The sequence below is a fragment of the Collinsella sp. LCP21S3_A3 genome, from assembly GCF_052118905.1.
Lineage (GTDB): Bacteria > Actinomycetota > Coriobacteriia > Coriobacteriales > Coriobacteriaceae > Collinsella.
Genome location: NZ_JBQKGH010000035.1, coordinates 1 through 4490, shown reverse-complemented (window position 1 = coordinate 4490; position 4490 = coordinate 1). Strand labels below are relative to the sequence as shown.

Here is a 4490-nt window from a genome sequence, read left to right as displayed (position 1 = left end):
GCCAGCCCCAGCTCCCGGGTCGCCCGGTGAAGGCGAGGAAGAAGGGCGTGAAGGGAGCGAAGAGCGTTGCTGCCTAGGCTAGCCCCTTGTCACACAAACTACCGAAGCCTCCTTTTTAGACATCTAAATCTAGGTACTAAAACAATTCATCCAGTAAAATATAATATTTGATTTTCTCCCAATCAGGCTTGATCCCCAGTAAGTCAAAAAATAGCTCGACATACTGTTCTTCCCCGATATCCTCCCTGATCGACCGGACGCAGAAGGCAATGTCATACCACTTGTCCGCCCTGCCGCTTCTCCCAAGATCAATAAAGCCACTTACTTTGCCATCTTTCACAAAGATGTTGCTGTCTCCCAGGTCGCCGTGGGAAAAGACAAGTTCCTCTTCGGGCTTTTCCGTCTTTAAAAAATCATACAGCTCGCGCGGATCTTTAAATGGAGTTTCTTCTTCCCAGTTTTCGCAATCCACATCGGCCAGATCGTTATTCAGTAAGTAATCCAATTCGGCTAAGCGGCTGTCTAAGCTATTCGTATAGGGACAATCCGATATGTCGATGGAGTGAAAGAGCCTGATGCACTCCGCATACAGCTCGATAATCTTTTCAGGGCTTTGTTCATCTTCATACTCTTCCGAGCAAAGGACGCCATCGGCCTCACTCATGAGCAGATTGCTCCAGCCATCATGCCGTTCAAAGTGCAGGACCTTTGGAACAGGCAGCTTTCCTTCCAGCCATAGCATCATGTCCTTTTCCCGTTCCACATCATAGGTGGTCCCTTTATACCGGCTGTCCGTCATTTTTAAATATAGGTTTTCATTTTCTCCCACCAGCTTATATACCTTAGCAGGAGACATTCCTTCCGTATCTTTTACGCAGCGGTATTTTTCGATCAGTTTTTTCAATTCCGGTGATATTCTCATTTTAGCCATTTATTATTTCCTTCCTCTTTTCTACAGTATTTAAAGATACCCCAAGAAGCTAATTATAAGGTTGTGTTAACCCAAGATGGTGTTTCTCGGGCCCGTTTCTGCGTCACACCCCCGCGATAGCATCCCCACTGCATAGACAAGCGAGCGCTGGAGGGAAGCGATGGCAGGGAAGCACAGCCTCGAGGAGACCGTGAGGGGCGGGCTGGCGGCGATGGGCAAGGACCAGCGCCGCAGGATGATCGCGGCGATTCAAGACGTGATCGACGCGCAGCTGGCCCTCGACGCAGGGGACGAGCCCGAGGTCGCATGCTGCCCCCGCTGTGGGTCGGTGTCGATCAACCGCGACGGCCACGACGCGTCCGGCGGGCAGCGCTGGAGGTGCAGGGACTGCGGCAGGCGCTTCGGTCGCATGCGCAGGTCCGTCCTTGGCGCGAGCAAGCTCGACGCTGCTGTATGGAAGAAGTACGCGGAGTGCCTGGTGGATGTCCTGACGCTGAGGGAGGCCGCCAGCAAGTGCGGCGTGTCGCTCAAGACGGCGTGGTTCATGCGCATCCGGCTGCTGCAGTGCCTCTACGAGCTGCTCCCCTCCTTCCGCGTGGGTGCGGGCAACGGGTGCCAGCTCGACGAGTGCTACTTCACCGAGTCGTTCTCTGGCAACCACACCCGCAACCCTGGCTTCCAGATGCCAAGGCCAGCCAAGAGGCGCGGCGTGAAGGGCATGGCGGGGAAGCCAAAACACTCCCAGGCCAGGCGCGGCATCTCCAAGGACAAGATCTGCGTGCTCACGGGCGTGTCCGACACCGGGGACTTCTTCTTCGACGTGGCGTGCCGCGGGCCGCTGACCAGGGCTGTCGCCGAGAGCCGGCTCGAGGGCAGGGTCGTCGAGGGGGCCATCGTCTGCACGGACAAGCACAAGGCCTACCCTGGCGCGCTGAGGGAACTGGGGGTCGCCGTGCACGACTCCTTCGACGCGAGGGCCCACAAGGTCAACCGCATCAACGCCGTACACTCGTCGCTGTCGTGCTTCATGGACAACTTCCGCGGGGTCGCCACAAGGCGCCTGGGGCTGTACATGGCGTGGTTCAAGTGGCGCTGGAGCTTCTCCACCCAGAACCGCGCCGACATGATCGAGCTGGTGCTCAGGCAGGCGATCGAGGGCTCCTACGCGGACACGAGGCGCGAGCTGGCAGAATCCCCCTACCTGTTCATGGACTACTACGGCTGGCCGAGCGCGACGTAGAGGTTATGGCATTTCAGGCGTTTTGCTGCCCGGGGCCTTGAGGCGCCGGGGGTGGCGCGGTAGCGTTGCATATGGCTTCACGGTCTGCCGCTTCACGCACGCGGCTGCCGACGCACCTTGAAAACCAGATGGACCGAGAACCGCGAGAGCATGCGGCGCATCGCTCTCATGGGACAATGGCTAGCGGTTGGCCGTCGATGCAGGGGTTCTGCGCCGCGAGATCAGCACGCAGTCCAAGAGCTGTGGGAAGATAAAGCTGATGCGGCCCGGCGTTCCTGATAGAGCGCGGCAGGCACCTTGACAGCACCAGATGGCTTTTGGCAAATCCAGGTCTCCGGCCTGTATGCACTGGGCGGACGCGCCCGACATTCACTCAATGGATGCCGGGGACGCCCGGCGCAACAGAAAGGAGGGCTCAGCATGAAATGTGTACACAATCGTGTAACGGATTCGAGCTATAATGGATGCTGCAATATAGTACAACTCGTTAGGGAGCATGTTATGGCAGAGCTTACCGCTACAGTTGCTGAGACCAGAGCCAACTTCTCCAAGATCGCCACCATGGTGGCTGAGACAGGCCAGCCTGTCACAGTCTTCAAGAACTCGAAGCCTTGGGTTGCGATTGCGCCGCTGTCGGGAAGGCACATCACGACAGTTGACTGGAACGCGCCTGACATCGCGCGCCCGAATGCAGACGGCGTGACCGTATTGCCTGCAGAGTGGTATTGCCCCGAGGACGATGGGCTCTATGATGACCTCGTGTAAACCGGCTCCAGGTGACATTTGGCTCGCATATGTTGAGTACAAGGACCACCCCGGAGTCGGAAAGGTTCGGCCTGTTATCATCGTCGACGTCCTCGACTCAACCTTCACCGCTCTGGCAGCAAAGGTAACGTCTAAGGACCTGTCCATAACGGGAACAGGCATCGTTGTTCCCATCATTGACTGGCAGCACTGCGGCTTGCGCAAACCGTCTTATGTTCGCCTCGACCAGAAACTCATCCTGGAACGGGACAGGCTTAAAAGAGACGAGCCGATAGGTCGAGTCTCTGACGTGCTGCTGCAGTTGATAGCGAGTGCGCTTAGGTAAAAGCAGTCCATCTGGTTTGGAAAGGGGCGGGGGCCTGGCTGTTTGAACTGAACCCTTTTCTAGCACCATCTTGGGTTAACACAGCCTTATTTATACGTTAGCGCTAACACGCTAGAATTGCTTGGACGAAAGGAGACGCAATGGTACTCGACAGATACGCGCGATTTGCTGACAGCGCCGACGTGCTCTCTTGCCCCCTTTGCCACAGCGCCCTGAAGCTGCAGGAAGGGAGCCTCGTATGTCCGAAGAGGCACTGCTTCGATATCGCAAAGCAGGGGTACGTAAACCTTCTAGGGCCCTCCAGGCAGTCAGCCCACTACAGCAAAGAATCCTTTGAGAGCCGCATGGCAATCCTGGAGGCAGGGTATTACGACCACGTGAAAGAAGCCGTCCTCACCGCGGTAGGAAGGGCCCTTTCCCCAAGCGAGGGTCCTGCAGCTGTGAACGCGACGCCATTCCGCGTGCTCGACGCGGGATGCGGAGAAGGCTTCTATGCACGTGCAATCCGAGAAAACCTCTGTGTCGACGTGGTGGCGTTTGACCTCTCAAAAGACGCCATGCTGATGGCGGCCCGCCACGATTCCAGAAAGGCGGTCAAATGGCTGGTTGGCGACCTGACGAACATCCCCGTGCTGAAAGGCTCCATCAACTGCGTGGTGGACGTATTCGCTCCCTCGAACTACGACGAATTCAAGCGCGTTCTCACCCCAACCAGAAACGCCTCCGCGCCAGGAGTGCTGGTCAAAGTGGTTCCAGGCAGCAATCATCTTACGGAGCTGCGCCACCTTGCTGAAGGATCTTTGCGCAGCAAGGAATACTCAAACCAGCTGGTGACCGATTGCTTTGAGAAGCACTTCAAGATGACCGACCGCATCAAGGTGACGCGCACCTTCGAGATGTCCGAAAGGGACGTCCGCGTGTTCGCCGAGATGACGCCGCTGCTGTTCGGCATCGACGCGGAGTCCCTAAATCTATCGCGTGTGAAAAGCATCACCATCGAGGCTGAATTGCTGGTGGGCACCCCTCGCTCCCAAGGCCCTTCATGAGCTCAGCCAGCTCATCATCCTCTTAATTGCAGGGCTGAAGGACAGCCCTTGTCAACCGCCCCAGAAGAAATCTGGCTCTTCGGTGGTTTCTGTGGGAGAGATTCCGGCATAGGCCCAGCTCAGCGGGCGAAAACAACGATCTGGAACTGAAACGGCCCCGGGAGGGGCCGTTTCCGCGTCATC

General features: G+C 57.2%; 5 protein-coding genes and 1 pseudogene. 5 read left to right on the top strand and 1 reads right to left on the bottom strand.

Going from position 1 to position 4490, the window contains the following annotated elements; genetic code table 11:
- Positions 1–136: 136 nt before the first annotated feature.
- Positions 137–931, bottom strand: coding sequence for an aminoglycoside O-phosphotransferase APH(3')-IIIa (gene aph(3')-IIIa, locus ACTQ0H_RS09140; RefSeq protein WP_441538941.1), 795 nt, complete (start codon positions 929–931; stop codon positions 137–139).
- 160 nt (positions 932–1091) lie between these two features.
- On the opposite strand from aph(3')-IIIa, the gene ACTQ0H_RS09135 reads away from it, so the two are divergent.
- The 5 genes and pseudogenes from ACTQ0H_RS09135 to ACTQ0H_RS09115 all read left to right on the top strand — a co-directional run bounded on the left by ACTQ0H_RS09135 (position 1092) and on the right by ACTQ0H_RS09115 (position 4307).
- A complete protein-coding gene (locus ACTQ0H_RS09135; protein ID WP_441538940.1) occupies positions 1092–2171 on the top strand; it encodes an IS1595 family transposase in 1080 nt (359 codons plus the stop codon).
- 501 nt (positions 2172–2672) lie between these two features.
- Positions 2673–2936, top strand: a complete 264-nt coding sequence (locus tag ACTQ0H_RS09130; RefSeq protein WP_441538938.1) for a hypothetical protein — start codon at positions 2673–2675, stop codon at positions 2934–2936.
- Positions 2911–3261 carry a type II toxin-antitoxin system PemK/MazF family toxin gene (locus tag ACTQ0H_RS09125; protein WP_441538936.1) on the top strand — a complete coding sequence of 117 codons (351 nt, stop codon included), beginning with the start codon at positions 2911–2913 and terminating at the stop codon, positions 3259–3261. Before ACTQ0H_RS09130 ends, ACTQ0H_RS09125 begins: the two co-directional genes overlap by 26 nt.
- A 140-nt stretch (positions 3262–3401) precedes the next feature.
- A pseudogene (locus ACTQ0H_RS09120) lies at positions 3402–3542 on the top strand (putative RNA methyltransferase); the annotation flags it as partial.
- Between the two features lie 63 nt (positions 3543–3605).
- Entirely contained in the window at positions 3606–4307 is a 702-nt protein-coding gene (locus ACTQ0H_RS09115) for a methyltransferase domain-containing protein (RefSeq protein ID WP_052241580.1), read from the top strand.
- The last annotated feature ends 183 nt before the right edge of the window (positions 4308–4490 follow it).